This is a genomic window from Bradyrhizobium sp. B039 (assembly GCF_038965675.1).
Lineage (GTDB): Bacteria > Pseudomonadota > Alphaproteobacteria > Rhizobiales > Xanthobacteraceae > Bradyrhizobium > Bradyrhizobium diazoefficiens.
In genome coordinates this window covers 6,077,816-6,102,594 of record NZ_CP152416.1, presented here as the reverse complement: position 1 = coordinate 6,102,594, position 24,779 = coordinate 6,077,816, and the positions used below count along the sequence as shown (strand labels likewise).

Annotated in this window: 21 protein-coding genes; 14 read left to right on the top strand and 7 right to left on the bottom strand. The window is 64.7% G+C overall.

The features are described 5' to 3' along the window. Positions 1-30: 30 nt before the first annotated feature. Genes AAFG50_RS29110 through AAFG50_RS29095 form a run of 4 tightly spaced genes read left to right on the top strand, consistent with a single transcriptional unit; the run spans position 31 to position 5,197 of the window. On the top strand, positions 31-813 hold the full coding sequence (locus AAFG50_RS29110) for a hypothetical protein (protein WP_028173275.1): 783 nt from the start codon (positions 31-33) through the stop codon (positions 811-813). Next, positions 803-2,446 carry a hypothetical protein gene (locus tag AAFG50_RS29105; RefSeq protein WP_028173276.1) on the top strand — a complete coding sequence of 548 codons (1,644 nt, stop codon included), beginning with the start codon at positions 803-805 and terminating at the stop codon, positions 2,444-2,446. The genes AAFG50_RS29110 and AAFG50_RS29105 overlap by 11 nt, the downstream gene beginning before the upstream one ends. Position 2,447: 1 nt before the next feature. Continuing rightward, positions 2,448-3,701, top strand: coding sequence for a hypothetical protein (locus AAFG50_RS29100; RefSeq protein WP_342714018.1), 1,254 nt, complete (start codon positions 2,448-2,450; stop codon positions 3,699-3,701). After that, the gene (locus AAFG50_RS29095) at positions 3,698-5,197 is read left to right on the top strand and encodes an aspartate aminotransferase family protein (protein WP_028173278.1); all 1,500 of its coding nucleotides are present in this window, start codon (positions 3,698-3,700) and stop codon (positions 5,195-5,197) included. Before AAFG50_RS29100 ends, AAFG50_RS29095 begins: the two co-directional genes overlap by 4 nt. Positions 5,198-5,300: 103 nt before the next feature. Here the strand turns inward: AAFG50_RS29095 and flbT are convergent, their stop codons facing one another. After that, positions 5,301-5,741: a flagellar biosynthesis repressor FlbT gene (flbT, locus tag AAFG50_RS29090; protein WP_011088588.1), complete on the bottom strand. Its 441-nt coding sequence runs from the start codon at positions 5,739-5,741 to the stop codon at positions 5,301-5,303. 321 nt (positions 5,742-6,062) lie between these two features. On the opposite strand from flbT, the gene AAFG50_RS29085 reads away from it, so the two are divergent. The 5 genes from AAFG50_RS29085 (at position 6,063) to flaF (ending at position 16,737) form a co-directional block, all read left to right on the top strand. After that, positions 6,063-8,336, top strand: coding sequence for a DUF1522 domain-containing protein (locus AAFG50_RS29085; protein ID WP_039185607.1), 2,274 nt, complete (start codon positions 6,063-6,065; stop codon positions 8,334-8,336). Between the two features lie 358 nt (positions 8,337-8,694). Further along, positions 8,695-10,968, top strand: coding sequence for a DUF1522 domain-containing protein (locus AAFG50_RS29080; RefSeq protein WP_039185603.1), 2,274 nt, complete (start codon positions 8,695-8,697; stop codon positions 10,966-10,968). A 323-nt stretch (positions 10,969-11,291) separates the two neighbouring features. Beyond that, on the top strand, positions 11,292-13,565 hold the full coding sequence (locus AAFG50_RS29075; RefSeq protein ID WP_028173280.1) for a DUF1522 domain-containing protein: 2,274 nt from the start codon (positions 11,292-11,294) through the stop codon (positions 13,563-13,565). A gap of 217 nt (positions 13,566-13,782) precedes the next feature. Further along, on the top strand, positions 13,783-16,074 hold the full coding sequence (locus AAFG50_RS29070) for a DUF1522 domain-containing protein (protein WP_011088584.1): 2,292 nt from the start codon (positions 13,783-13,785) through the stop codon (positions 16,072-16,074). A 294-nt stretch (positions 16,075-16,368) separates the two neighbouring features. After that, complete coding sequence (flaF, locus tag AAFG50_RS29065; protein WP_008554779.1) at positions 16,369-16,737, top strand: flagellar biosynthesis regulator FlaF; 369 nt, start codon at positions 16,369-16,371, stop codon at positions 16,735-16,737. 205 nt (positions 16,738-16,942) lie between these two features. Here flaF and AAFG50_RS29060 read toward each other — a convergent pair whose 3' ends face one another. The 4 genes from AAFG50_RS29060 to AAFG50_RS29045 all read right to left on the bottom strand — a co-directional run bounded on the left by AAFG50_RS29060 (position 16,943) and on the right by AAFG50_RS29045 (position 19,462). Next, positions 16,943-17,302 (bottom strand): hypothetical protein, encoded by a 360-nt coding sequence (locus tag AAFG50_RS29060; protein ID WP_011088583.1) that lies wholly within the window; start codon positions 17,300-17,302, stop codon positions 16,943-16,945. A 158-nt stretch (positions 17,303-17,460) separates the two neighbouring features. After that, on the bottom strand, positions 17,461-17,958 hold the full coding sequence (locus AAFG50_RS29055) for a hypothetical protein (RefSeq protein ID WP_028173281.1): 498 nt from the start codon (positions 17,956-17,958) through the stop codon (positions 17,461-17,463). A gap of 11 nt (positions 17,959-17,969) precedes the next feature. Beyond that, positions 17,970-18,338 (bottom strand): flagellar assembly peptidoglycan hydrolase FlgJ, encoded by a 369-nt coding sequence (gene flgJ, locus AAFG50_RS29050; protein WP_028173282.1) that lies wholly within the window; start codon positions 18,336-18,338, stop codon positions 17,970-17,972. Beyond that, positions 18,338-19,462 carry a flagellar basal body P-ring protein FlgI gene (locus tag AAFG50_RS29045; RefSeq protein ID WP_028173283.1) on the bottom strand — a complete coding sequence of 375 codons (1,125 nt, stop codon included), beginning with the start codon at positions 19,460-19,462 and terminating at the stop codon, positions 18,338-18,340. The genes flgJ and AAFG50_RS29045 overlap by 1 nt, the downstream gene beginning before the upstream one ends. A gap of 269 nt (positions 19,463-19,731) precedes the next feature. Between AAFG50_RS29045 and AAFG50_RS29040 the strand changes: the two genes are divergently transcribed. Further along, positions 19,732-20,145 (top strand): flagellar assembly protein FliX, encoded by a 414-nt coding sequence (locus tag AAFG50_RS29040; protein ID WP_028173284.1) that lies wholly within the window; start codon positions 19,732-19,734, stop codon positions 20,143-20,145. A gap of 157 nt (positions 20,146-20,302) precedes the next feature. On the opposite strand, the gene AAFG50_RS29035 is transcribed toward AAFG50_RS29040, so the two are convergent. Beyond that, on the bottom strand, positions 20,303-20,674 hold the full coding sequence (locus tag AAFG50_RS29035) for a helix-turn-helix domain-containing protein (RefSeq protein ID WP_028173285.1): 372 nt from the start codon (positions 20,672-20,674) through the stop codon (positions 20,303-20,305). Positions 20,675-20,823: 149 nt separating this feature from the next. Here AAFG50_RS29035 and AAFG50_RS29030 point away from each other — a divergent pair, with 149 nt between their 5' ends. Both AAFG50_RS29030 and dksA read left to right on the top strand, forming a co-directional pair. Continuing rightward, entirely contained in the window at positions 20,824-21,435 is a 612-nt protein-coding gene (locus tag AAFG50_RS29030) for an NAD(P)-dependent oxidoreductase (RefSeq protein ID WP_028173286.1), read from the top strand. A 215-nt stretch (positions 21,436-21,650) separates the two neighbouring features. Beyond that, positions 21,651-22,016, top strand: coding sequence for an RNA polymerase-binding protein DksA (dksA, locus tag AAFG50_RS29025; protein ID WP_008554760.1), 366 nt, complete (start codon positions 21,651-21,653; stop codon positions 22,014-22,016). A 280-nt stretch (positions 22,017-22,296) separates the two neighbouring features. On the opposite strand, the gene AAFG50_RS29020 is transcribed toward dksA, so the two are convergent. Next, on the bottom strand, positions 22,297-22,695 hold the full coding sequence (locus tag AAFG50_RS29020; protein ID WP_028173287.1) for a helix-turn-helix domain-containing protein: 399 nt from the start codon (positions 22,693-22,695) through the stop codon (positions 22,297-22,299). Positions 22,696-22,791: 96 nt separating this feature from the next. Here AAFG50_RS29020 and AAFG50_RS29015 point away from each other — a divergent pair, with 96 nt between their 5' ends. Further along, positions 22,792-23,820 carry an aldehyde reductase gene (locus tag AAFG50_RS29015; RefSeq protein WP_028173288.1) on the top strand — a complete coding sequence of 343 codons (1,029 nt, stop codon included), beginning with the start codon at positions 22,792-22,794 and terminating at the stop codon, positions 23,818-23,820. Between the two features lie 108 nt (positions 23,821-23,928). Continuing rightward, a complete protein-coding gene (locus AAFG50_RS29010) occupies positions 23,929-24,708 on the top strand; it encodes a fumarylacetoacetate hydrolase family protein (RefSeq protein ID WP_028173289.1) in 780 nt (259 codons plus the stop codon). Positions 24,709-24,779: the final 71 nt, after the last annotated feature.

Sequence of the window (24,779 nt, the reverse complement as noted above, 5' to 3'; positions counted from 1 at the left end):
GGTGAGGATTGGAGCGGGGCGGGGCTTTCGATGTCGGACAAGATGCAGCTGGTGGTGGCAACGCCTTGCTTCGGCGGGCAGGTGTCGAGCATCTATGCGAGCTCGATCTTCGCGCTCCAGCGCGCCGTGCACGGCATGTCCAATCTCGAGTTCAAGGTGCTGCTCCGCGACGGCGACGCCCTGATCACGCGCGCGCGGGCCAACCTGGCCGCGATGTTCCTGGACGATCCCAAGGCGACGCATTTCCTGTTCATCGATGCCGATATCGGCTTCAAGCCGGAGCAGGTGTTCCGGCTGATCGAATGCGGCGCCGACGTCGTCGCGGGCTGCTATCCGATCAAGCGGGTCAACTGGGACAAGGCGAAACGCGCGGTCGAGGCGGGCCGCGCCGACGTGCCGGCGGCTTCGCTCGACTACGTGCTCGAGATCGAGGACCCCGACCGCATCGTGGTGGTCAACGGCTTCACCCGCGTGCGCTATGCCGGCACCGGCTTCCTGATGATCCGGCGCCACGTGCTGGAGGCGATGTGCCGCCATCCGAATTACGCCGGCCTGCAATTCTTCCGCGAGCATTCGCACGATACGCTGGCGGCGAGCCAGAACCGGTTCGCGCTGTTCGAATGCATGATCGATCCGGCCACCGGCACCTATCTCTCCGAGGACTTCGCCTTCTGCAAGCGCTGGACCGATATCGGCGGCGAGATCTGGGCCGACATCCAGAGCTCGATCGACCATGTCGGGCCGTCGGTGTTCCACGGCGACATTGCCTCGCAATTCGCGCCGGCGCCCGCGGCGGCGGCCGATGCGGCGTGAGCCTCTCGGGATGAGCGTCGGCGCATCCCGTCTGGCAGACCTGGAGCGAGCGTCCGACGGCGACTCGCGCTACCGCTTGCGCGATCTGTTCACGCCGCTCGACACGCTGCTGGTCTGCGGCGGAGATCCGCGCCTGACGCTCGAGCCGAAGGACCGCGTCAACGCCTATGGCTGCGCGGCCTCTCCGGAGCCGGAGATGTGGAATTTCGCCTCCTCGACCGCGTCGGTGATCTCGCAATCGGCCTATGACCGCGCTGCGCTGGCGCGCGAAGAGCTGATGCACAAGTGCCTGTTCGACGAGGTCGAAGTCGCCTTCGATGCGCGCTGCGAGGACATGCGCGAAGAGCTGCGCGGACACCTCCAGGTCTCGCCGCGCGTCGACGTCGTGTTCTCGCCGTCCGGCACCGACTCCCAGCTCCACGCCCTGTTTCTGGCACGCGCGGTGCTCGGCGCCTCGCCGGTGACGATCGTGGTCGGCACTGATCAGACCGGAAGCGGGACGCCCCATACCGCACGCGGGCACCATTTCAGCACGATGACGGCGAGCGGCTTTTCGGTCCGCAAGGACGGTGCGGTAGCGGGGCTCGCCGGCGACAGCGTCGCGGTTCCGCTGCTCGACACGGCGCCCGGCATTGCGATGCGCCCGGATGCGGATGAAGCGGTGCTGCGCGCGGTCGAGACCAGCCTCGCGCAAGGTCGGCGCGTTCTGTTGCAGATCATGGATTCTTCAAAACTCGGCTGGCGCGCGCCGAGCGTGGCCTGCCTCGACGAGATTGCGCGACGCTGGCCCGGCAAGGTCCAAATCGTCGTCGATGCCTGTCAGGCGCGGCTCGGCCGTCGCCGGCTGCGCGCCTATCTCGACCGCGGCTATATGGTGCTGATGACAGGCTCGAAATTTTTCGGCGGCCCCGCCTTCAGCGGTGCGCTGCTGGTGCCGAAAGGCCTGTCGCGCTCGCTCGGCCGGATCGGCGAGATCGCGCCGGGCTTCTTCGATTATGCCGGCCGCAGCGACTGGCCGAAGGCCTGGACGGGGCTGCGCTCGCGCTTCGAGCGCCGGCCGAATTTCGGTCAATGGCTGCGCTGGGAGGCGGCGCTCAGCGAGATCGGCAGCTACTATGCCGTGCCCGGCGCATTCCGCGCCAAGGCGCTGGCCGAGCTCGCGGCCGGCATCGACAGCATGATCGCGCTGTCCCCGTCGCTTCGGGCCGTTCCGGCCGCGATCGGGGTGTCCGGGACGGACGACGAGGAATTCGCGCAAGCCACGATCTTTCCGTTCACGCTGCTGCGCGACGGCAAGCCGGTCTCCATCGCCGAGACCGGCGCCGTGCATCGCGCCCTGGCGCGTGACATGAACGGCGACATCGACGGCAGTGCGGCGGATCGGCAGGTTGCCGCGCAACGCTGCCTCGTCGGCCAGCCAGTACGGTTTGACCAGCCGGACGGCAAGCCGCAGGCCGCGCTGCGGCTGTGCGTCGGCGCGCGGCTCGTCACCGAAGCCTGGTCCGCGGACGCCGCGCAAGCGCAACGCAATTTGCAGCATATCCTCGATCGCATCGCCCACGTTGTGGTGAAGATCGAGCTGCTGCTTGACAGTGCCGCGGCTGCGCCGGGAAAGCCTGTGTTCGAGGTCTAAGATGTTGCATCCTGTTTCAGCGCCGAACGGCGCGACGGCGCCGGACTATTCCGACCGCATCGGCTTTGCGCAGTTGACGCGCCGGGCCTTCGAGGGCGGCGATCTGCATCCGTTGCGCGAGCGGCTTCTGGCGCGGATCGCGGAAGGGACGGCGGAGGCGGGCGAAGGCCTGGATCTGTCGTTGATCGCCCAGCTCCTCGGCGAGAAGGAGGCCGGGCTCGTGATCCAGACCGAGGTGCTCGCCTTCCACCAATTGTTTCGTGCGCCTTGCGCGGTTGCGAAGCCCCGCCTGCGCGTGCTCGCGCTGGCGGCCGATATCGACATGGGTGGCAACACGCCGATCGAGTTTCTGCTCGAAGGCTCCGATATCGAGTTGTTGACGCTCTACGTGGTCAAAGGCGTCGGCCTGCCGGAGACATTGCCTGATCACGACGTCGCCATCGTGGTCGCATCCGATTCCGAGGAATGCCGGGAGGCGCTCGCCGTCATCGAACGGGCCGCGCCGCACTGGCCGCGGCCGTTGCTCAATCGCCCCGAGCTCATCGGCAATCTCGATCGCGACAAGCTGTACCGGCTGTTGGCGGGCATCCCCCGTCTCGACATTCCCGCGACCGTCCATGTGACGCGCGCGCAATTGTCGGATATTTCGGAAGGGAAGATCGCCTGCAAGGACATCGTGAGCGAACTGCACTTTCCGATGATCGTGCGGCCGCGCGGCACGCATGCCGGTGTCGGGCTCGCGAAGATCGACGATGCTGCGGCGCTCGCGGCCTATCTCTCTGATCGGCAGGAGCAGGACTTCTTCGTCGCGCGCTTCGTCAACTACGCGAGCCCCGACGGGCTTTACCGCAAATACCGTCTTACCATGGTCGACGGCAAACCCTACGCCTGCCACATGGCGATCGCCGACCGCTGGGACATCTGGTATCTCAACGCCTACATGGCGTTCAGTGAAGAGAAGCGAGCTGAAGAAGCCGCCTTCATGCTCGAGTTTGATCATGCATTTGCCGCGCGTCATCGCAACGCGCTCGACGAGATGAGCCGGCGCGTCGGCCTCGACTATTTCATCGTCGATTGCGCCGAGAATCAGGACGGCGAGCTGCTGGTGTTCGAGGCCGACAACACCGCCGTCGTGCACAACATGGATCCGCCGGCCGTGTTTCCATACAAGCCGCCGCAGATGCGCAAGATCTTTGCCGCGTTCACGGCAATGCTGTCGCGGCACGCAGGGGCCGGCGAGGAGAGTGCAGCATGAACGAGATCGTCCGCAAGACGCAAGCCGCCGCCACTGACACCTCGCTCGATCCGCAGGACTGGAGCGCGTTTCGTGCGCTCGCCCATCGCATGCTGGACGAGACGATCGACGGCATCGCCAACATTCGTGCGCGTCCGGTGTGGCAGCCGATCCCCGATGACGCCCGCGCGGCATTCAAGGCCGACGTGCCACGCGAGGCAAGCGATCTCGCCGATGTCTATCGCGAATTCGTCGAGCATGTCGCGCCCTATGCGACCGGCAACGTCCACCCCGGCTTCATGGGCTGGGTGCATGGCGGCGGCACTGCGGTCGGCATGCTCGCGGAAATGCTCGCCGCTGGCCTCAACGCCAATCTCGGCGGCCGCGACCACATGCCCATCGAGGTCGAGCGCCAGATCGTCGACTGGATGCGCCGCCTGTTCGCCTTCCCGGAGAGTGCGAGCGGCATCTTCGTCACGGGCACGTCGATGGCCAATCTGATGGCGGTGCTGGTGGCGCGTACCAGCGCACTCGGTACGCTGGCGCGGCAGTACGGCATCGGCAATGACGGCGCGCTGCTCACCGCCTACACGTCGCGTGCCGCGCATGGCTGTATTTCGCGGGCGATGGACATTGCCGGTCTCGGCACCGATGCGCTGCGCAAGATCGACGTCGATGCCGATCATCGCATCGATGTCGCCGCGCTGCGTGCGCAGATCGCCGTCGATCGCGAGGTTGGCTTCAAGCCGTTCCTCGTCGTCGCCTCCGCAGGCACGGTCGATATCGGCGCGATCGACGACCTCAAGGCCGTCGCGGAGCTGTGCCGCGAGGAAGGAATCTGGTTTCACGTCGACGGCGCGTTCGGCGCGCTCGCGATCCTGGCGCCCGAGCTCGCGCCGCTGCTCGGCGGCATCGAGCTTGCGGATTCCATTGCGCTCGATTTCCACAAATGGGGACAGGTGCCCTACGACGCCGGCTTCCTGCTGGTGCGCGACGGCGAGCAGCACCGGCAGGCCTTTGCGCAGCCGGCGGCCTATCTGAGCCGCGAGGCGAGGGGGCTTGCGGCGGGCACGGTCTGGCCCTGCGATCTCGGCCCCGATCTGTCGCGCGGCTTCCGCGCGCTGAAGACCTGGTTCACGCTGAAGACGTTCGGCACCGACCGGCTGGGCACGGTGATCGCGCGAAGCTGCGCACTGGCAAAATATCTGGAAGCGCGCGTGCTGGCCGAGCCGCGGCTGGAGTTGCTGGCGCCGGTGAACCTCAACATCGTCTGCTTCCGTTACCGCGCCAATGATACGGTCAATCGCGAGATCGTCGCTGATGTCCAGGAATCCGGCATCGCTGCGCCATCGAGCACCACGCTGGACGGCAAGTTCGCGATCCGCGCCGCGATCGTCAATCACCGCACCGACGAGACGGACATCGATGCGCTGATTGCGGCCGTGCTGGATTTTGGCGCACGGCGGGTTGGCGAGGGAGTGATCGAGGTCGAGGCGCCGCCGCTCGCGGCGCAGTAGCATCGATGCATGGCCGAAACGACAACGGCCCCGGAGGCGATCCGGGGCCGTTGTCGTTGGGCAGCGTTGTCGTTCGCGCGGCTCGGCCGCGTGAACGCCGTGATCAGGCGGCGGTGCTGACGTCGTCCTTGTCCGCTTCCGCCTTGGGATGCGTGGCCTCGTACTGGCCTCGCAGCTTCTCCTCATAGGCGATCAGCTTGCGGGCATCCTTCAGCGCCCGGTAGAGGTCGCCGTTCAGGATGTTGTTGTTGATGGCTTCGATGATCGGCCAGGAGCTCGGCACCGCTGTGACGATGTCCCGCACGAGGTTGAAATAGGTGCCGTGCTGGGTCTGCGGATCCGGCGAGATATACATGAGCTGGACGGCCAGATAGACGAGCTTGGCGGGCGTGTTTGCGGTCTCCGGCGTGAGGATGTCGCGCTCGCGCAGGATCGGCACGTTCTCGCCGTCGATCAGGAGGCGGGCGCGCTGGTCCGTATTAGTGATCACCGAGTTGCCGACGATGATGCGTTCGTGCGGTTTGAGCTCGACCTTGAGAGCCATGCCTGTTCTCCATCAACGCTTTCGTAACCGAGCGCTCGTTGCGGCTTATCAGGGCGTGATTCTCGCTCGGAATTAGTTAACGAGCTGTAAATCTCCCGCATTTGCGCGAAAAAACTCAATCTTCCCAACGCCATGTCCGTGCGGCGGCGCGGCGACGTGCGGGGCTTCCCCCGGCCGAATCACGCGGCGTTCGGCAAAAGCACGGGTTTCATTTCATGTTTCGTTAGAGGTCTCGACGCCAGGGTCCGCCGGTCGCTGGGTCAATCTCGATCCAAGCAGACGCGTAACAGTAGCGTCGTTTACCAGAAGGGTAACAGAGTCATGTCCGGTATCGTCCTCTCCGCATCGGTTCGTCAGAACCTCCTCTCCCTCCAGTCCACCGCCGACCTCCTCGCCACCACGCAGAACCGTCTGTCGACCGGCAAGAGCGTCAACTCGGCCCTGGACAATCCCACCAACTTCTTCACCGCCCAGTCGCTCGACAACCGCGCCAGCGACATCAACAATCTGCTCGATGGCATCGCCAACGGCGTGCAGGTGCTGCAGGCTGCCAACACCGGCATCACCTCGCTGCAGAAGCTGATCGACTCCGCGAAGTCGATCGCCAACCAGGCGCTGCAGACGACCGTCGGTTACTCCACCAAGTCGAACGTCTCCGCCACGATCTCCGGTGCGACCGCGGCCGATTTGCGCGGCACGACGTCCTTTGCCAGCGCGACGGCGCTCGGCAATGTGCTGTACAACGGCACGGCCGGCGGCACCACCGCGGCAGGTTCGTCCGCCACGCTCGGTGCGAGCCAGGGCTCGTTCGCGGGCACCGGGGGTCTTGCGGCTGACGGTACGACCGGCATCTCGTCGGCCACCACGCTGCTCGGCACCACCGCCAGCGGCAAGCTGACCACCGCTCCGACCGATGGCGACACGCTGACGGTGAACGGCAAGACCATCACCTTCCGTTCCGGCACTGCGCCGGCTTCGAGCGCCGTTCCGAGCGGTTCTGGTGTCAGCGGTCATCTCGTCACCGACGGCGGCGGCAACACCACGATCTATCTCGGTGACACCGCCACGACTTCGACGCTGGCGACCGTGGGCGACATTCTGGCCGCGATCGACCTCGCCAGCGGTGTCAAGACCGCGACGATCTCCGCCGGTGCTGCGACCATCGGTGCCGCCTCCGGCGCATCGCCGTCGACTGCCGCCGCGGGCGTTGTGACGCTCAAGAGCTCGGCTGGTGCCGATCTGTCCCTGACGGGCAAGGCTGACTTCCTGAAGGAGCTCGGTCTGACGGGTGCGACGGGCGGCGGAAATGTCACGGTGACTGCGACCCGCACGACCAGTTCGGGCTCCCTGAGCACGCTGATCTCGGACGGCTCCTCGCTGAATGTCGATGGCCACGTCATCACCTTCAAGAACGCCCCGGTTCCGGGATCGAGCAACGCTCCGGCGATCCCGAGCGGCTTCGGTGTCAGCGGCAACGTCCTGACCGATGGCGCCGGCAACTCGACGGTCTATCTGCAGTCCGGCACGGTTGCCGACGTGCTGAACGCAATCGACCTTGCCACCGGCGTGCAGACCTCCTCGATCGCGGCCAACGGCACGGCGACGCTGAGCCCCGCAACCGGTCAGATCGCCTCGTCGATCAACGCCTCCGGCCAGCTCAAGCTGTCCACCGGCGTCAACGCCGACCTGTCGATCACCGGCACCGGCAATGCGCTGAACGTGCTTGGACTTGCCGGCAACACCGGCACGGCAACCGCCTTCACCGCGGCTCGCACCTCCGGCATCGGCGGCATCAGCGGCAAGACCCTGACCTTCTCCTCCTTCAACGGCGGCACGGCGGTCAACGTCACCTTCGGCGACGGCACCAACGGCACGGTCAAGACGCTCGATCAGCTCAACTCCGCGCTTCAGGCCAACAACCTGACGGCGACGATCGACGCCAACGGCCTGCTGACGGTTTCCACCACCAACGACTACGCGTCCTCGACCATCGGTTCGAGCGCCGCGGGTGGTGCGATCGGCGGTACGCTGACGACGGCGCTGACCTTCTCGACGGCTTCCACCCCCGTCCAGGACACGGTTGCGCAGACCTCTCGTGCCAACCTCGTCAACCAGTACAACAACATCCTGAACCAGATCGACACGACCTCGCAGGACTCCTCGTTCAACGGCGTCAACCTCTTGAACGGCGATCAGCTCAAGCTGGTGTTCGACGAGACCGGCAAGTCGAACCTCAGCATCACGGGCGTGACCTACAACTCCAAGGGTCTCGGCCTTGCTGCGCTGACCAGCGGTGTCGACTTCATCGACAACGCTGCCACCAACAAGGTGCTGACCAACCTGAACGCCGCGTCGAGCACGCTGCGCTCGGAAGCTTCGGCGCTCGGTTCGAACCTGTCCGTGGTGCAGGTGCGTCAGGACTTCAACAAGAGCCTGATCAACGTGCTGCAGACCGGCTCGTCCAACCTGACGCTGGCCGACACCAATACCGAAGCGGCCAACAGCCAGGCGCTGTCGACCCGCCAGTCGATCGCGGTCTCCGCGCTGTCGCTGGCCAACCAGTCGCAGCAGAGCGTGCTGCAGCTGCTCCGCTAACAAGCGGCAGACATCGCAAAACCAATATGGCGGCGGGGCTTCGGCCCCGCCGCTTTCTTTTGTGCCGGCATCAGACTGCCGCTCGGCTGATGAAAGCGATGCATTCCGGTACAGCGAATTGCCCACTCTGGGTTATGGTTGACAAGTGGCAAACGCTTCATCGGTGTATCAAAAAGCATCATCCGATCATGACGATACGGCGAAGCCAGATGCTGCGTCGATCGCCCATATGGTGAATCCCGACAAGGACTGCCGCGACACGCTTCATGCTTTGTTAGCCCTCCGCGTTCACCGTCCCGAGCATCGATTAATCCTAATCGAAGTTTTGTTGCGTTGCGTACCAGAAGGGTAACACTCAATGTCCGGTATCGTTCTCTCTTCCTCGGTTCGTCAGAACCTGCTCTCCCTCCAGTCCACCGCTGATCTTCTCGCCACCACGCAGAGCCGCCTGTCGACCGGCAAGAGCGTCAACTCGGCCCTGGACAATCCCACCAACTTCTTCACCGCACAGTCGCTCGACAACCGCGCCAGCGACATCAACAATCTGCTCGACGGCATTGCCAACGGCGTGCAGGTGCTGCAGGCCGCCAACACCGGCATCACCTCGCTGCAGAAGCTGATCGACTCCGCGAAGTCGATCGCCAACCAGGCGCTGCAGACCACCGTCGGCTATTCCACGAAGTCCAACGTCTCCACCACCATCTCGGGTGCGACGGCGGCCGATTTGCGCGGCACGACGTCCTTTGCCAGTGCGACGGCGCTCGGCAATGTGCTGTACAACGGCACGGCCGGCGGCACCACCGCGGCAGGTTCGTCCGCCACGCTCGGTGCGAGCCAGGGCTCGTTCGCGGGCACCGGGGGTCTTGCGGCTGACGGTACGACCGGCATCTCGTCGGCCACCACGCTGCTCGGCACCACCGCCAGCGGCAAGCTGACCACCGCTCCGACCGATGGCGACACGCTGACGGTGAACGGCAAGACCATCACCTTCCGTTCCGGCACTGCGCCGGCTTCGAGCGCCGTTCCGAGCGGTTCTGGTGTCAGCGGTCATCTCGTCACCGACGGCGGCGGCAACACCACGATCTATCTCGGTGACACCGCCACGACTTCGACGCTGGCGACCGTGGGCGACATTCTGGCCGCGATCGACCTCGCCAGCGGTGTCAAGACCGCGACGATCTCCGCCGGTGCTGCGACCATCGGTGCCGCCTCCGGCGCATCGCCGTCGACTGCCGCCGCGGGCGTTGTGACGCTCAAGAGCTCGGCTGGTGCCGATCTGTCCCTGACGGGCAAGGCTGACTTCCTGAAGGAGCTCGGTCTGACGGGTGCGACGGGCGGCGGAAATGTCACGGTGACTGCGACCCGCACGACCAGTTCGGGCTCCCTGAGCACGCTGATCTCGGACGGCTCCTCGCTGAATGTCGATGGCCACGTCATCACCTTCAAGAACGCCCCGGTTCCGGGATCGAGCAACGCTCCGGCGATCCCGAGCGGCTTCGGTGTCAGCGGCAACGTCCTGACCGATGGCGCCGGCAACTCGACGGTCTATCTGCAGTCCGGCACGGTTGCCGACGTGCTGAACGCAATCGACCTTGCCACCGGCGTGCAGACCTCCTCGATCGCGGCCAACGGTACGGCGACGCTGAGCCCCGCAACCGGTCAGATCGCCTCGTCGATCAACGCCTCCGGCCAGCTCAAGCTGTCCACCGGCGTCAACGCCGACCTGTCGATCACCGGCACCGGCAATGCGCTGAACGTGCTTGGACTTGCCGGCAACACCGGCACGGCCTCCGCATTCTCGGCGGCACGCACCTCGGGTGTCGGCGGTCTCACCGGCAAGACCTTGACCTTCTCCTCCTTCAACGGCGGCACGGCGGTCAATGTCACCTTCGGCGACGGCACCAACGGCACGGTCAAGACGCTCGATCAGCTCAACTCGAAGCTTCAGGCCAACAACCTGACGGCGACGATCGACGCCAACGGCCTGCTGACGGTTTCCACCACCAACGACTACGCGTCCTCGACCATCGGTTCGAGCGCCGCGGGTGGTGCGATCGGCGGTACGCTGACGACGGCGCTGACCTTCTCGACGGCTTCCACCCCCGTCCAGGACACGGTTGCGCAGACCTCTCGTGCCAACCTGGTCAACCAGTACAACAACATCCTGAACCAGATCGACTCGACTGCGCAGGACTCCTCGTTCAACGGCGTCAACCTCTTGAACGGCGATCAGCTCAAGCTGGTGTTCGACGAGACTGCAAAGTCCAGCCTGAGCATCACGGGCGTGACCTACAACTCCAAGGGTCTCGGCCTTGCTGCGCTGACCAGCGGTGTCGACTTCATCGACAACGCTGCCACCAACAAGGTGCTGACCAACCTGAACTCGGCGTCGAGCACGCTGCGCTCGGAAGCTTCGGCTCTGGGTTCGAACCTGACGATCGTGCAGGTTCGTCAGGACTTCAACAAGAACCTGATCAACGTGCTGCAGACCGGCTCGTCCAACCTGACCCTGGCCGACACCAACGTCGAGGCCGCCAACAGCCAGGCGCTGTCGACCCGCCAGTCGATCGCAGTCTCCGCGCTGTCGCTGGCCAACCAGTCGCAGCAGAGCGTGCTGCAGTTGCTCCGCTAACAAGCGGCAGACATCGCAGGCAAGATCCGGCGGCGGGGCTTCGGCCCCGCCGTTTTTCTTTTATCGCTCGAGATTTTGAGAGGCAGGCGACACTCCGAAAAGTAACCAGCGGTTATGGTTAATGGAACGTAAGCGCAAAAAATTGCCAATGATTTCAGGCTGATTGCCATCTCACTCTGAGCTTCCTACCCTCCTATGGTGAACCGGCGCTTATGCAGGCGATGTTCGTTTCACCCTTTGTTAGCCATGTCACGGCACGCTGGCCCCGTCACTCGATCCAGAAGCGATCGAACGAAGACGCGTAAGCCAGAAGGGTAAGAGTCATGTCCGGTATTGTTCTCTCTGCGTCGGTTCGTCAGAACCTCCTGTCTCTCCAGTCCACCGCTGATCTTCTCGCCACCACACAGAACCGTCTGTCGACCGGCAAGAGCGTCAACTCGGCCCTGGACAATCCCACCAACTTCTTCACCGCCCAGTCGCTCGACAACCGCGCCAGCGACATCAACAACCTGCTCGATAGCATCGCCAACGGCGTGCAGGTGCTGCAGGCCGCCAACACCGGTCTGACTTCGCTGCAGAAGCTGATCGACTCCGCGAAGTCGATTGCCAACCAGGCACTGCAGACCACGGTCGGCTACTCCACCAAGTCCAACGTCTCCACCACGATCTCGGGTGCGACCGCCGCTGATCTGCGCGGCACGACGAGCTTCGCCAGCGCAACGGCGAGCAGCAACGTGCTGTATAACGGCACGGCCGGCGGCACGACCGCGGCGAGCGGCACCACGACCCTCGGCGCGTCCATCGGCTCCTTTGCAAGCACCGGCGCAACGGCCGGTGACGGCACCACGGCGCTGACCGGCGCCATCACCCTGATCGCCACCAACGGCACGACCGCAACCGGCCTGGCCGGCAACGCCCAGCCTGCCGACGGCGACACGCTGACCGTGAACGGCAAGACCATCACGTTCCGCAGCGGCGCGGCTCCGGCGTCGACCGCCGTTCCGTCCGGTTCGGGCGTCAGCGGCAACCTCGTCACCGACGGCAACGGCAACACCACCGTCTATCTCGCCTCCGCGACGGTCAACGATCTCTTGTCCGCGATCGATCTGGCCAGCGGCGTGAAGACGGTATCCATCAGCTCCGGCGCTGCGACGATCGCCGTGAGCGCCAGCCAGCCAGGTGCTGCGGTCTCGACCGCCGCCGCCGGCGCCGTCACGCTGAAGAGCTCGACGGGTGCGGATCTGAGCGTCACCGGCAAGGCTGATCTGCTCAAGGCTCTCGGCCTGACGACGTCCACAGGTGCTGGAAATGCCACCGTCAACGTCAACCGGACCACGAGCGCGGCCTCGCTGGGTGCGACCATCGCGGACGGCTCGACGCTGAACGTCGACGGTCACGTCATCACCTTCAAGAACGCGCCGATCCCGGGCTCGACCGGTGCGCCGAGCGTTCCGAGCGGCTTCGGTGCCTCCGGTAACATCCTCACCGACGGCAACGGCAACTCGACGGTCTATCTGCAGGCCGGCACGGTCAACGACGTGCTGAAGGCGATCGACCTTGCCACCGGCGTGCAGACCGCGACGATCAACGCCAATGGCACCGCGACGCTTGCGACCGCCACAGGCCAGTCGAACTCGTCGATCAACACCTCCGGTCAGCTCAAGCTCTCGACCGGCGTCAACGCCGACCTGTCCATCACCGGCACCGGCAATGCGTTGAACGTGTTCGGCTTGGCCGGCAACACCGGCAGCGCAACCGCGTTCACCGCGGCACGCACCTCGGGCATCGGCGGCATCGCCGGCAAGACCTTGACCTTCACCTCATTCAACGGCGGCACGGCGGTCAACGTCACCTTCGGCGACGGCACCAACGGCACGGTCAAGACGCTCGATCAGCTCAACACGAAGCTTCAGGCCAACAACCTGTCTGCAACGATCGACGCCAACGGTTTGCTGACGATCACCGCGTCCAACGACTATGCGTCATCGACGCTTGGTTCGACGTCGGCAGGCGGAGCGATCGGCGGCACGCTCACGTCGGCGCTCACGTTCTCGACGGCTTCCAACCCCGTCCAGGATGGCGTTGCGCAGACGGCCCGTGCGAACCTGGTGTCTCAGTACAACAACATCCTGAACCAGATCGACACGACCTCGCAGGACTCCTCATTCAACGGCGTCAACCTGCTCAATGGTGATCAGCTCAAGCTGGTGTTCGACGAGACCGGCAAGTCGAGCCTGAACATCACCGGCGTGACCTACAACTCCAAGGGTCTGGGCCTTGCTGCGCTGACCGTCGGCGTCGACTTCATCGACAACGCCGCGGCCAACAGGGTGCTGACCAACCTCAACGCCGCGTCGAGCACGCTGCGCTCGGAAGCCTCGAGCCTCGGCTCGAACCTCTCGGTCGTGCAGATCCGTCAGGACTTCAACAAGAACCTGATCAACGTGCTGCAGACCGGCTCGTCCAACCTGACGCTGGCCGACACCAACGTCGAGGCGGCCAACAGCCAGGCGCTGTCGACCCGCCAGTCGATCGCGGTCTCCGCGCTGTCGCTGGCCAACCAGTCGCAGCAGAGCGTGCTCCAGCTGCTCCGCTAGTAAGTAGCTGAAATAACTTGGTAAAATAGAGCGGCGGGGTTTTGTGCCCCGCCGCTTTTTTGCGTCCGGAGGCGGGCAGGGGCGTTCATTCGCCATTAACCCTATCGCTTAAACCGGCGTTAACCATACTTTAAAGGACACCTCCTAAAACTGGACCAAAGCCCGCTTTCGAGACCGCGCGGCCGATTCGTATCCGGTTCAAGAGGAAGACTCGCCAATGTCCAACATCGTTCTCTCGGCGTCAGTTCGCCAGAACCTGTTGTCGCTGCAGTCGACGGCCGACTTGCTGGCCACGACGCAGGAGCGGCTGTCAACCGGTAAGAAGGTCAACACGGCGCTCGACAATCCCACCAACTTCTTCACCGCGCAGGGGTTGGACAACCGGGCGAGCGACATCAGCAACCTGCTCGACGGCATCAACAACGGTGTGCAGGTGCTCCAGGCGGCCAACACCGGCATCACCTCGCTGCAAAAGCTGATCGACAGCGCGAAATCGATCGCCAATCAGGCGCTGCAGACCACGGTCGGTTACTCCACCAAGTCGAACGTCTCCACCACGATTCCCGGTGCGACACCGGCCGATCTGCGCGGAACGACCTCCTACGCGAGCGCAACCGCCAACAGCAACGTGCTCTATACCGGTGCAGCCGGTGGCGTGACCCCGGTGACGGGGACTGCCGCGCTCGGCGCCTCACTGGGTTCGAACGCGGGCTCGGCGGTCGGTTTTGCTGCGACGGCCGCCGACGGCACCACCGTACTGTCAGGTACCGCCACGCTGCTCGGCACCACGGCATCCACCACCTTCGGCGCGCCACCCGCGGACGGCGACACCATCACGGTGAACGGCAAGACCATCACCTTCCGCACCGGTATCCCGCCGACGACGCAGCCGACCGGCTGGGGTCTCGACGCCAGTGGACACATCGCCACCGACGGCAATGGCAACTCGATCGTCTATGAGGGAACCGCGGTTGCGCCCAGGGCGACCGTCAACGACGTCCTCAGCGCGATTGACCTCGCCAGCGGCGTCAAGACCGCAACGATCAGCGCAGGCGCGGCGGCCATCGCTGTCAGCGGTTCGACCGGTCCCATCGGTACGCTTCAGGTGGCATCGTCCATCTCGGGCGGCGGCCAGGTCACGCTGAAGAGCTCGACCGGCGCCGATCTGAGCGTGACCGGCAAGGCTGATTTCCTCAACAAGCTCGGTCTGACCACGGCGACCGGCGCAGGCAATGCGAACGTGACCGCGAACCGGTCGACGACCGCGGGCTCGCTGGGCACCCTGGTCCAGGACGGCTCGACGCTGAACATCGATGGTCACACCATCACCTTCAAGAACGCCCAGACGCCACAGTCGGCGGCCAGCGTGACCTCGGGTGGCGTCAACGGCAACATCGTCACGGACGGCAACGGCAACTCGACCGTCTATATCCAGAGCGCGACGCTCACCGACCTGCTCAACTCGATCGACCTTGCCACCGGCGTCAAGACCGCCAGCATCTTCAACGGCGCGGCGTCGCTGACGACCACTGCGGGCCAGATCCCGTCGTCCGTCAACAGCAGCGGCCAACTTGCGCTCTCCACCGGCATCAACGCCGACTTGTCGATCACCGGCACCGGCAACGCGCTCCACGCGTTCGGCCTCAGCGGCAACACGGGAACAGCGACCGCCTTCACCGCGGCGCGCACCTCCGGTGTTGGCGGTGTCAGCGGCAAGACGCTGACCTTCACTTCCTTCAACGGCGGCACGCCGGTGAACGTCACCTTCGGCGACGGCACCAACGGCACCGTCAAGACGCTCGACCAGCTCAACGCGCAGCTTCAGGCGAACCATTTGACGGCGACGATCGACGCCAATGGCTTGCTGACGGTGACCACCGTCAATGAATATGCTTCCTCGACGCTCGGTTCGACAACTGCGGGCGGCACGGTCGGCGGCACGATCACCGGCATTCTGGCCTTCACCACCGCGCAGCCGCCGGTCCAGGATCCCGTCGCGCAGACCGCGCGCTCGAACCTGGTCAACCAGTTCAACAACATTCTGGCGCAGATCGACACGACGTCGCAGGACTCCTCCTTCAACGGCGTCAACCTGCTCAACGGCGACACGCTGAAGCTCGTCTTCAACGAAACCGGCAGCTCCACGCTCGGCATCAACGGCGTGGTGTTCAACGCGGCAGGTCTTGGCCTCAGCAACCTCGTCAACGGCGTCGACTTCATCGATAACGGCGCCACCAACAAGGTGCTGACCAGCCTGAACGCGGCCTCGAGCACGCTGCGCTCGGAAGGTTCGGCGCTCGGTTCGAACCTCTCGATCGTGCAGGTGCGTCAGGACTTCTCCAAGAACCTGATCAACGTGCTGCAGACCGGCTCATCGAACCTGACGCTCGCCGACACCAATGAGGAAGCGGCCAACAGCCAGGCGCTGTCGACCCGCCAGTCGATCGCGGTCTCCGCGCTGTCGCTCGCCAACCAGTCGCAGCAGAGCGTGCTGCAGCTGCTCCGCTAATTTCGCAGCGCAAGACCGTTACTCGAGATATCGCGGCGGGGCTAACGCTCCGCCGTTCTTTTTACGGAGATCGCTAAGGCAGGATTAGCTGAGATTGATGCCCATCACGCGAAGCAAGTTTACAGCCTGTGTGCGTGCATCTAGCTTTGCGCTGACGAAGAAACTCCGCGACCCGTAATTATCCGGAGTGCTTCCAAGCGCACACGTAAGCAAATCTTAAGCGGTGCTGCCTAGGGTTGGGAAAGAAATCCTTAAGCGCGTTCAACGGGCTAGGTAACCTCCAGGGTGTGATTGATGTCGAATTCCGCTGCCTCGGCTTACGCGCGTGTTGCAACGACCACCGCATCTCCTCGCGACATCGAGGCCCAGACCCTGCTCAAGGCCGCCAACAAGCTCCAGGATGCGGTGAACAACGCTGATCCGCTCAGCGAGCAGACCATGCAGGCGCTGATGTTCAACCGCAAGCTCTGGACGATCTTCCTGAGCGAGGCGATGCGCGACAACAATCCGCAGCCGATTGACGTTCGCCAGAAGATCGCCAACATCAGCGTGTTCGTGCTGAGCCAGACCGCGGCGCTGCAGATGAGCCCGCAGTTCGATCACTTCCGCCCGCTGATCGAGATCAATCGCAATATCGCTGCCGGTCTGTCCGGACGGCCGTGATGGAGGCCCGTCGTGGCCGACATCATGAGCATTTTGTCGACCGCGTATAAGCCGAACGTTCTTTCCAGACGGCTCGTTCCGTTTCGGGAATAGCAAGTTCACGCTGACTGACGCGCGCAAGGCCCAGATCAAGAACGTCGTCACTGATCCAGCGACGGACTCGACTTATCTCGAGACCGCGGTTGCCACGCTCGATACCTGAGCGTCAGGCGCTGACATCCGTATTGAGCGGACGCGAGGGTTTGGACTTCAGATCCTCTGCATGGAAATAAGCTCGCCGGCGCAGCATCGCTTCGTCGGGGAACTGATTGACCACGGCGTCGGTCCTGTCGTTGACGACCTGGAAGACGAAGGATGCGGCGGCCTGGTCGAACACCACCTGCCGCGAGATGTTCTCGCTGTTCGGCAAATCATTGCGCACGGGCGCGCTCGTATCGCTCGCGGCGACCGTCTGGCTCACCGGCAAATCGGTTTGCACGGCCTCGTTCGCCGCCGCATTCGACGTCGTTATGATCTGCGCGGGGGCCGGTATCCCCACCGGCCTGATGCTGAAATCTGTACTCATGGCAGCCTCCTGGTTGCCTCGTCCGAGTCAAATCCCAACCCCTCTCAATGCGCAACCATGGAACACCAGGATTGAAGACCCGGTAAGGAAACGTGACTAACCGCGCGACGATATCGCCGCGCGGTTTTTCGTAAAATTGTCGCTTGTTTTCTGCGCGTTCAGAGCGAGCGGCTGACGGTGAGCGGGGTGATGTGGCGCGGGCCCGGAGTGGCGCGGCGTCCCGCGGCCGTATAGGTGTTCGGCACGTTGCGCTTCTGGATCTCGGCATTGACGCCGCGCACGACGCTCTCGGAGACCGCGTGCGCGGTCGCGAGCACGGTGAGATTGACCTGGAGCATCGCGCGGAACGCATCGTGATGCCGATGCAGCGTCGAAAGCAGCTCGGGCGCCGATTTCGCGAGCTGGGCCTGGTTGGCCTTCAACTGGCTGACGGCGCCGACATAGTTTCGCGACAGCTCCTGTTTCCTGCTCTCGAGCATCATCGCTTCGCGGGCGTTGCCGGCGCGAACGAGTTCGGTCTCACGCTCGATCAGTCCGAGCAGGGCGCTCATCGCATCCATCAGGTCTTCGGCGAGCTTGCGCGCCTGGGCGTTGCCGGGCGCGGTGTTCGGGCGCTGCGCTTGCATCGGCTGACGTGAGGCGGTGAACTGGTTCATCTCGTTTGACCTTATGCCGTGCGGACGGTTTTCGCCTGCTGCATGATGAGAGTGCGATAGACCTCGGTGGCGACGCCGACGCCGCCGGCCTTGGCGAAGTTCTTGGAATACTGCTCGGTCAGCATCGAGCGCCATACGCCGGTGCCCGTTGTGTCGCCGAACGGGCCTTCGCCCTTCAGGCCCGAGGTCATCTGCGAGAACATGCTGTTGAGGAACATCGCCTCGAAATCGGTGGCGGTCTTCTGCGCCTTGGCCTGCTGCTGCGGCGAGACCTTTTGCAGCGCGGCGGCTAGCTCGAAGTCGGGCCGGCCGCTGCGGCTTTCCACCGAGAAGGCCGAGGAGGCGGCGGCGCGCGGGGTGTTGATCATGCTCGTCTGCATCACATCACCTCGATATCGGCTTCGATCGCGCCGGCGGCCTTGATCGCCTGGAGGATGCTGATCATGTCGCGGGGGCCGATGCCGAGGCCGTTGAGGCCGTCGACGAGCTGCTGGAGCGAGACGCCATCCTTGACGAGTGCCAACTTCCTGCCGTCCTCGGTGACGCTGACGCTGCTGCGCGGCGCGACCACGGTCCGCCCTCGGGACAGCGGATTGGGCTGGCTCACCTGCGGGCTTTCGGAGATCGTGACAGTGAGGTTGCCTTGCGCCACCGCGACGGTGGCGACGCGAACGTCGCGGCCCATCACGATGATGCCGCTGCGCTCGTCGATGACGATCTTGGCGGCGAGATCGGGATCGACCTGGAGCTGCTCGATCTCGGTGAGGAAGGCGACGACGTTGCCCTTGAACTCCGGCGGAATCGAAAGCTGCACCGTCGATGGATCGATCGGCTCGGCGGTCTTGACGCCGAGATAGTCGTTGACAGCCGCCGCGATGCGCTTGGCGGTGGTGAAGTCGGCATTGCGGAGCGCCAGGCGCACGTTCGGCAGCCGGTTGAGCGCGAACTCGATCTCGCGCTCGATGATGGCGCCGTTGGCGATGCGCCCCACGGTCGGAACGCCGCGCACGATCTTCGCCGCTTCGCCCTCGGCCTGGAAGCCGGAGATCGCGAGCGAACCCTGCGCAACCGCATAAACGTTGCCGTCGGCGCCGAGGAGGGGCGTGACGAGCAGGGTGCCGCCCTGGAGGTTCTTGGCATCGCCGAGCGCGGAAACGGTGACGTCCATGCGCGTGCCTTGGGTGGCGAAGGCCGGCAGATTGCCTGTCACCATCACGGCGGCGACGTTGCCGGTGCGGATGGTGGCGCCGCGGATGTTGACGCCCATGCGCTCGAGCATCGCTTGCAGCGACTGCTTGGTGAAGGGGATGTTGTTGAGCGTGTCGCCGGTGCCGTTGAGGCCGACGACGAGGCCGTAGCCGATGAGCTGGTTCTGCCGCACGCCCTCGATATTGGCGAGGTCCTTGATGCGCGAGGTCGCGCTTGCGGACGTGACCGACAGTGCCAGCGCTGACAGCGCGGCGCAGGCCACCCCAACAATCCTCACCCAACGAACGCCTGGCATCCTCTGCTCCCCGAGGCTCCTCAAATCTCGGACCATCCTCGACACTCCCATGACGAGCTGGTCCGACGCTTTCCTTGCGAGTGCTGTGCCAACGCGGGGCAGTGGGCGTAGGTCGCTGAATAGGTTGAATAAATCTGTTTCGACCGGTGTCAGCGGGCGTTGTCCCTGAGGAGCGAAACTGCCGCCCGTCGGCAGATTTTGCCGGGCTGTTTACGCGCCGTTAACCATAAAACAGCGAAGGTGAGGCATCGATCACCCGGATTGCTGCGATGCGCATCTACGGACCGAACGGCACCACGCTTGGAACGCCGGCCAGCCAGGCCAGGCGGACGGGCTCCGGCACCTTCGTCTTGCCCGACACCTCGTCGGCGCAGGAGACGCGAGCGGCTGCGGCGCCGAAAGCAGCGGCCAACATCGATGCCCTGCTCGCGTTGCAAGGCATCGAGGAGGATCCGGTCGAGCGCCGCAAGCGCTCGGTCGCGCGCGGCAGGACCGCGCTCGACGTGCTCGACGATCTCAAGATGGGCCTCTTGTCCGGCAATCTCGACGCGTCCACCGTGATGCGGCTGCGCGACGCTGCGGCGAACCTGAAATCGTCCTCGGGCGATCCCGGGCTGGACTCCGTGCTCTCCGAGATCGAGCTGCGCGTCGAGGTCGAGCTGGCGAAGGCGGGACAGGCGTAGTCGGGCAGGCTGTCGTCGCCCGGCTTGACCGGGCGACCCAGTATTCCAGAGAGAGTAGTTTTGAATCGAGACGCCGCGGCGTCCTGGATGCCCCGGTCAAGCCGGGGCATGACAGCGGAATTTCCTGTGAGCGCGCCGCGTACGTTTGAGAAAGGGCTTACGCCGCTTCCTCCTCCTTCTGCGCGTCGTAGCGGCGCTGGGCGGCGAGCACGTCCTTCAGGTTCTGCTCGGCCCAATCGCGCAACGGATCGACGGCCGCGGCGAGTGTCAGCCCGAGCTGCGTGATCGAATATTCCACCGTCACCGGTACGGTCGCGATGGCGCGGCGCTTGATCAGGCCGTCGCGTTCGAGCGATTTGAGAACCTGGCTCAGCATCTTCTGCGAAATGCCTTCAATCGTGCGACGCAACTGATTGAAGCGCATCGGCTCCTCGCGCAGCAGCAGGAGGATCAGCACCGCCCATTTGTCGCCGACGCGATCGAGAATCTGGCGCGTGGGGCAGTTCGCTGCATAGACGTCGGGCTTCATCTTCGGGTCCTCGATCCATTGAAGTCGCTTGCCGGCTCGCTTGCCGGTTACTCCTGCGTAATCAGGTGAGCACAAAGTGCTCTCTTAACACCAGCTTTCTTTGAGATATCTAGTCGCTGCTAGTTACCACAGAAGCAAAGGAGCCTTCCATGAAAATCGCAGTCGCCGGCGCCTCGGGCCGGGCCGGGTCGGAGATCACCAAGGAACTGTCCCGCCGCGGCCATAGCGTCACGGCCATCGCCCGGAACCCCGAGAAGATCGCGGCCCTGCCGAACGTCACACCCACCAAGGGGGATGTGCTCGACCAGGCGGGTCTCGCAAGGCTGTGGGCCGGGCACGACGTCGCCGTGAGTTCCGTGCACTTCCTGGCCAGCGACGCGCTCAAGCTGATCGGGGCAGCCAAGGACTCCAAGGTCGGCCGCTACCTCGTCGTTGGCGGGGCTGGCAGCCTGGAGGTTGCACCAGGCGTGAAGCTGGTCACAACTCCCGGTTTTCCGGCCCAATACAAGGCCGAGGCGGAGGCTGGCTCCGCCTTTCTCGACCTGCTGCGGCTGGAAAAGGAACTGAACTGGACCTTCATCTCGCCATCGGCGCTGTTCGTCGAGGGCGAGCGCACGGCCAAGTTCCGGCTCGGGACCGATCAGCTTCTCGCAGATGCGAACGGCAAGAGCTGGATCAGCTTCGCCGACTACGCCATTGCGCTTGCCGACGAGGTCGAGCGGCCGGCCCATTTGAGGCAGCGTTTCACGGTCGGATACTAGGCCTTCGGCCGCTCCCGGGCCCTTGCGGATAAACCTTCCTGTGCAAGGGCTTGGGGGCGCCGGCTGGGCGATCAGGGAAATATTGTCTGTCACAGGAGGCCGCTATATAACGCCCCGCTCAACGGACCCCGTTCCGTTTGCGAGTCGTTGCTTAGACAGATAGGCCGCCCTTGGAAAAGTTGAAAAACTACCGACCGACCGAAAAAGAGCCTTTCATGAACGACCGGCAGAAGGAGTACTTCCGGTTGAAGCTCCTTGCCTGGAAGGATGAGATCCTCAAAGAGTCCAAGCTCACCCTGCAAGCCCTGCAGGAGGAGAACGTGAACCACCCCGATCTCGCTGATCGGGCATCGTCCGAAACCGACCGCGCCATCGAACTCCGCGCCCGCGACCGCCAGCGCAAGTTGATCGCCAAGATCGACGCCGCGCTTCAGCGTATCGAGGACAACACCTACGGTTATTGCGAGGACACCGGCGAGCCGATCTCGTTGAAACGGCTCGAGGCCCGGCCCATCGCAACACTCTCGGTGGAAGCGCAGGAGCGCCACGAGAAACGCGAGAAGGTCTATCGCGACGAATAGAGTCAGAGCCGCAGCGATGCGGCTCTTTGTTTTTGGACGCAAGGCGCCATTTCGCGCCGCGGTCAGGATATTGCCCGTCGCTTGCCGTCGCGCTTCAACGCGCGACCGCAATCGCGAAAAATGAATCGCGATCAATGAGCTAGAGTCACATCCTCCGAGCTCACGTGAGTTCGGATGAGAAACAGCCTTCACTTCAGGTGCGGGAGATTTTGCGAGTCGCATCAACGGGATCGACTCGAACGCTGAGACACCGATCCAGCTGCATCAAGCATCGCTGCAATCAGGCCTGGTGCGACGCCACGAGGCGCGCGGCCCCATAAAGCCTGGACCAGCTCAATATTTCCTTAAACGCCGGCAACAGGCCGTAGGCCGCATCCGTCAGCTCGTACTCGACCCTCAAGGGCTTCTCCGCGAAGACGGTTCGCGACACCAGTCCGTCCTGCTCGAGCTCGCGCAGCTGCGTGGTCAGCATGTGCTGGGTGATGCCGCCGATCGATCGCCGTAATGCGCCGAAACGGACCGCGCCGTTCATCAGCGCGAACAGGATCTCCAGCTTCCACTTGCCGCCGAGCGCGTGGATGGCCCGCTTGAAGTCGGCGAGCAGGGCAGGGTCGGGGCTGCAATCGCAGTCGCCGTCGCAGGCACTGGTCAGGTTTTCCATACCGGTCTCGAAATCCATTCTACTTGTTCGCAAGCACATAGTGACCAGATGCCGCCTTGAGCAGGGCCTTGATGGAACCAATTCGCCGGCCCGTGCAACGAGGGGAATTTGGCAATGAGCATTGTTCTGGTCACGGGCGGGTCGGGTTTCGTCGGCATCCACGTCGTCCTGCAACTTCTGGCCGCCGGCCACACGGTGCGGACAACGGTGCGCCGGCCGGAGCGGCAGGCCGACGTGCTGGCCATGCTGCGCGAGGGCGGGGCGGCATCGCCCGAGAGCCTGTCCTTCTTCACCGCCGACCTCGTCCGGGACGAGGGGTGGCGTGAGGCCGTCGCGGGCTGCGACTACGTTCTCCATGTTGCCTCGCCGCTCTCGACCAGTGTTCCCAAGGATGAGGACGAGATGATCATCCCGGCGCGCGACGGCACGCTGCGGGTGCTGCGGGCCGCGCGCGAGGCCGGCGTCAGGCGCGTGGTGATCACCTCGTCGCTGGGTGCGATCGGGTATGGCCACAAGCCGCGGGAAAAACCGTTCGACGAGACCGACTGGACCAATCTCGGAGGTGCCGACGTGCAGGCTTACATCAAATCCAAGACGCTGGCCGAGCGGGCGGCCTGGGATTTCGTGGCGCGCGAAGGCGGCGGGCTCGAGCTCTCGGTCGTGAACCCCGCCGGCATTTTCGGTCCCGTGCTGGGGCCGGATTTCTCCGGCTCGATCGAGATCGTCAAATCGCTGCTCGACGGTGCCATGCCGGCGGTGCCGCGGGTCTATTTCGGCGTGGTCGACGTGCGCGATGTGGCCGACCTTCATCTGCGGGCGATGATCGCGCCTGAGGCGAAAGGCGAGCGCTTCATCGCGGTCTCCGGCGAGGCGATGTCGATCCTCGATATCGCCAGGGTGCTGCGGCGGGAACTCGGACCGAGGGCACGCCGGGTTCCACGGCTCCAGGCGCCGGACTGGCTGGTGCGCCTGGCCGCCAACCGGATTCCGCTGCTGCGTGCGGTCGTGCCGATGCTCGGAAGGGTGCGGCATTCCACCAGCGTCAAGGCTCGGTCGCTGCTCGGCTGGCAGCCGCGCGCCAACGATGAGGCGATCCTCGCGACGGCCGAGAGCCTGATCCGGCTTGGCCTGGTCAGGGCGTGAAGCCGCTGTTTGGCCGACCTTAGGACCGTTCTTTGGGCCGCGCTTGTCAGGCCGCAGCGGGGATGCTGAAGTGCCGCCCTCGAATGCGTAGCGTGGGAGGCGGCGCCGATGGACAACATTCTCGAAGCCGCAAAGGCGATCGCGCTGGCGCGCCGCAACCATGCGCCGCTTGCGGCGCTCGAGTTTCCGCCAGCCGACGAGGCCGAGGGCTACCAGGTCCAGCGTGCGCTGCACGATCTCCTGCTGCCGCATGCCGGGCCGCTCGTCGGCTACAAGATCGGCTGCACCAGCCAGGTGATGCAGGACTATATCGGCATCCCGCATCCCTGCGCCGGCGGCGTGTTCCAGAAGGGCGTGCACGATAGCGGGGTGAAGCTCGCGGCTTCCAAATATGTCCGGGTCGGCGTCGAATGCGAGATCGCGGTGCGGCTGCAGCGTGACCTTGCCGCCGGCGAGGCGCCGTTCACGGCCGAATGGGTCGGCGAGGCCGTCGATGCCTATCATCCCGCGATCGAGATCGTCGACGACCGCTATGTGAAGTGGGAGACGATGGGCGCGCCGACGCTGATCGCCGACGATTTCTTCGCCGCCGGCTGCGTGCTGGGGCCGTCGGTTCCGCGCTCGTCGGTGCCGGACCTGAAGGCGGTCAAAGGCCGCGCCATCGTCAACGGCGAGGAGGTCGGCCACGGCACCGGCGCCGACGTGCTCGGCCACCCCCACAACGCGCTCGCCTGGCTCGCCAACCATCTCGCCGCCGAGGGCAAGGGTCTTCACGCGGGGCAGCTCGTGCTCACCGGGAGCCTGGTGAAGACGCTGTGGCTGAAGGCCGGCGACAAGGTGCGGATGGAGCTGGACGGGCTGGGCGTGGTGGAGGCGGAGTTCAAGTGAGGGGCGCAACCGCGCTTCTCCGTCATTGCGAGGAGCTCTTGCGACGAAGCAATCCAGAATCCTTCCGCGGG

What these genes read in the sequence shown, in the direction of transcription:
- AAFG50_RS29110 (WP_028173275.1), top strand. Translation starts at nt 31, where the DNA reads ATGTCGGACAAGATGCAGCTGGTGGTGGCAACGCCTTGCTTCGGCGGG.
- AAFG50_RS29085 (WP_039185607.1), top strand. Translation starts at nt 6,063, where the DNA reads ATGTCCGGTATCGTCCTCTCCGCATCGGTTCGTCAGAACCTCCTCTCC.
- AAFG50_RS29070 (WP_011088584.1), top strand. Translation starts at nt 13,783, where the DNA reads ATGTCCAACATCGTTCTCTCGGCGTCAGTTCGCCAGAACCTGTTGTCG.
- AAFG50_RS29045 (WP_028173283.1), bottom strand. Translation starts at nt 19,462, where the DNA reads ATGCCAGGCGTTCGTTGGGTGAGGATTGTTGGGGTGGCCTGCGCCGCG.
- flgJ (WP_028173282.1), bottom strand. Translation starts at nt 18,338, where the DNA reads ATGCAGACGAGCATGATCAACACCCCGCGCGCCGCCGCCTCCTCGGCC.
- AAFG50_RS29075 (WP_028173280.1), top strand. Translation starts at nt 11,292, where the DNA reads ATGTCCGGTATTGTTCTCTCTGCGTCGGTTCGTCAGAACCTCCTGTCT.
- AAFG50_RS29100 (WP_342714018.1), top strand. Translation starts at nt 2,448, where the DNA reads ATGTTGCATCCTGTTTCAGCGCCGAACGGCGCGACGGCGCCGGACTAT.
- AAFG50_RS29040 (WP_028173284.1), top strand. Translation starts at nt 19,732, where the DNA reads ATGCGCATCTACGGACCGAACGGCACCACGCTTGGAACGCCGGCCAGC.
- AAFG50_RS29020 (WP_028173287.1), bottom strand. Translation starts at nt 22,695, where the DNA reads ATGGATTTCGAGACCGGTATGGAAAACCTGACCAGTGCCTGCGACGGC.
- AAFG50_RS29055 (WP_028173281.1), bottom strand. Translation starts at nt 17,958, where the DNA reads ATGAACCAGTTCACCGCCTCACGTCAGCCGATGCAAGCGCAGCGCCCG.
- flbT (WP_011088588.1), bottom strand. Translation starts at nt 5,741, where the DNA reads ATGGCTCTCAAGGTCGAGCTCAAACCGCACGAACGCATCATCGTCGGC.
- AAFG50_RS29010 (WP_028173289.1), top strand. Translation starts at nt 23,929, where the DNA reads ATGGACAACATTCTCGAAGCCGCAAAGGCGATCGCGCTGGCGCGCCGC.
- AAFG50_RS29105 (WP_028173276.1), top strand. Translation starts at nt 803, where the DNA reads ATGCGGCGTGAGCCTCTCGGGATGAGCGTCGGCGCATCCCGTCTGGCA.
- AAFG50_RS29080 (WP_039185603.1), top strand. Translation starts at nt 8,695, where the DNA reads ATGTCCGGTATCGTTCTCTCTTCCTCGGTTCGTCAGAACCTGCTCTCC.
- AAFG50_RS29035 (WP_028173285.1), bottom strand. Translation starts at nt 20,674, where the DNA reads ATGAAGCCCGACGTCTATGCAGCGAACTGCCCCACGCGCCAGATTCTC.
- AAFG50_RS29030 (WP_028173286.1), top strand. Translation starts at nt 20,824, where the DNA reads ATGAAAATCGCAGTCGCCGGCGCCTCGGGCCGGGCCGGGTCGGAGATC.
- dksA (WP_008554760.1), top strand. Translation starts at nt 21,651, where the DNA reads ATGAACGACCGGCAGAAGGAGTACTTCCGGTTGAAGCTCCTTGCCTGG.
- AAFG50_RS29060 (WP_011088583.1), bottom strand. Translation starts at nt 17,302, where the DNA reads ATGAGTACAGATTTCAGCATCAGGCCGGTGGGGATACCGGCCCCCGCG.
- AAFG50_RS29095 (WP_028173278.1), top strand. Translation starts at nt 3,698, where the DNA reads ATGAACGAGATCGTCCGCAAGACGCAAGCCGCCGCCACTGACACCTCG.
- AAFG50_RS29015 (WP_028173288.1), top strand. Translation starts at nt 22,792, where the DNA reads ATGAGCATTGTTCTGGTCACGGGCGGGTCGGGTTTCGTCGGCATCCAC.
- flaF (WP_008554779.1), top strand. Translation starts at nt 16,369, where the DNA reads ATGTCGAATTCCGCTGCCTCGGCTTACGCGCGTGTTGCAACGACCACC.